This window comes from Methylomonas sp. BG-2 (assembly GCF_057766305.1).
Genome location: NZ_JBYMAP010000388.1, coordinates 1 through 2,251 on the forward strand (window position 1 = coordinate 1; position 2,251 = coordinate 2,251).

At 57.2% G+C, this 2,251-nt stretch carries 1 protein-coding gene; it reads left to right on the top strand.

Going from position 1 to position 2,251, the window contains the following annotated elements:
• Positions 1–284 precede the first annotated feature (284 nt).
• Positions 285–2,251 (top strand): CRTAC1 family protein (locus tag AC3B8H_RS20505; protein ID WP_488443369.1); only part of this gene is annotated, 1,967 nt, incomplete at its 3' end.

Genomic DNA, 2,251 nt, shown 5'->3' on the forward strand with positions numbered 1-2,251 from the left:
AAATGATCGCTTCGATGCGGCCGGTAGCGGCGAATTGCTGAGTCAGATCGCGGAGAGTTGTCATCGGAAATGGTGCTGATAATCTGGATGGGCTCGCCGCGCTTGCCGGCTCCGACTGATAGCTTGGTAAACGCAAAGCGAGCTTTTGGTCACTTGATTTCATTTTCGGCTCGGTTAGGTTAGATTTTATCGGTCTTTATCGGCCATAGCACCTAGCGCGTTTCATTCGGATGCGACAGTTGCGTCGAACACCACTCCCATCACCATCGACCAAGAGTTGCCCTATGTCAGTCCGATTAGTTTTGACGCCGCTCGATGCTTTTTTTGCCGTTTTGTTGGCGACATTGTTGGGGGCGGCAATCTTTTTGACGCCAGTCCACATACCGGACGGCTTTCCGTTCCGGGCCGAGACAAAAGCGACCTCGGAGTTGGGCAAGTCGGCGCATCCGGCAGCGGCGAAGTTCGTCGACCGGACTTGGGAATCGGGTTTGGCATTTTCCCACCAGCAAGGCGACGAACATTTGGCCGGCATCGACGAGTCTTTAGGCGCGGGAGCTTGCGCGGCGGATTTCAACGACGATGGCTTTGTGGACTTGTTTTTGGTGAACGGTTCCGGCCAAACCCGCTATTACGGCAAAGCGTACTGGTGGCAGCAAGCCGAGGGCAATGCGCTGTATCTGAATGAAGGCGGCCGTTTTAGAAATGCCACCGAACAGAGCGGATTGGCCAGGAAAATGTGGGGCATGGGCTGTTTGGCGGCTGATTTGGATAACGATGGCAATACTGATTTATTGGTTACCGGCAAAGACGGCAACCTGCTCTACCACAATACCGGCAAAGGCCGTTTCGTCGATGCGACGGTTGATGCCGGTTTGGCCGGCGGTGGGTGGGCAACGTCGGCTGCCGCGGCCGATTTCAATCGCGACGGCCTGCTGGACCTTTATGTTGGCAATTTCATTGACTTTCAGAAAGGTAAGAAAACCTTCGAAGCCAACAGTCAATTCGTCGGCGAAAGAAAAAGCGCGTTCGATGCTAGCCTGTATCCGGCTCAATCCAACCGTTTGTATTTAAATAGCGGTGGCTTTAAATTCAGGGAAGTCGCCGAGGCGGTCGGCGTGCTGGATGCCGACGGCCGTACCTTGGATGTGAGCTGGCAAGATCTCAACAGCGACGGTTGGCCGGACTTGCTGGTAAGTAACGATCGCGGTACCGGCTCGAACGGCGCGTATTTGAACCGGGGCGGCGAGCGCTTCGACGCCGGCAGCCAAGCCTTGGGCTTGCGTTCGGCGCTAGGCAGTCGCGGTATCGCTTCCGGCGATCTGGATGGCGACGGGCGCGGCGATTTGCTGGTGGCCAGCGCCACCGGCGAAAATACGGTTGCGTTAATCCGGGAAACGACGGCGGATGGGAGCGAGCATTTTAGGGATAGAGCCAGGGAAAACGGTATCGGTGCCAACCGTTATCTCAATGTGTCAGGTTGGTCGCCGCTGATACACGACTTCAATAACGACGGCTTTAACGATGTACTGGTCGCCGCCGGACAGTTGGAGCCCGATCCCGATACCGCCCGAATCAGCCTAGGGCAAGCCAAACAACTCTGGTTAAACGACGGCAACGGTCAATTGGTCGACGCGGGTAGCGACGCGGGTTTGGCGCTAAAAGACGCCCAGTCGGCGCGCGGCGCGGCGGCCGCGGACTTCGATAACGATGGAGACATCGATGTCTACGTCACTCACAACAACGATTTGGGCCAGTTTTTAGCGAACGAGTCGCCGCCTCGACATTGGTTGGGTTTGAAATTGGTCGGCGAAAAATCCAACCGCGACGCGCTAGGCGCGGTCGTCCGCGTGTATGCGGCCGGACGGGTTCAAGTCAAATCGGTGCTTAGCGGCGAAGGATTTTTATCCGATAGCGACAAGCGTTTGCTGTTTGGGTTGGGCGATGCCGACGCGGTCGAAAAATTGGAGGTCGTATGGCCGAGCGGGGGGAGTCAGACTCTGCATTCCGCCGCTATCGATCGATATTGGCTGATGCGGGAGGGAAAAGATGAACTCGTCGCGCTGGCTGGCGCCCAGTCCGCTTCAGCGGTGGCACCGCAGCTAAGATTGAAATTGGGAGCCGACCGTCCGGACGTTCGAATTCGCTATTTGCGCCTGCTCGAGCGTCGTCAGGCCGAAGTAGACATTTGGCCGGAATTGATGGCTGGCGTGCGCGATCCCGAACCGGCGGTGCGGCGCGCGGCTATCGACAT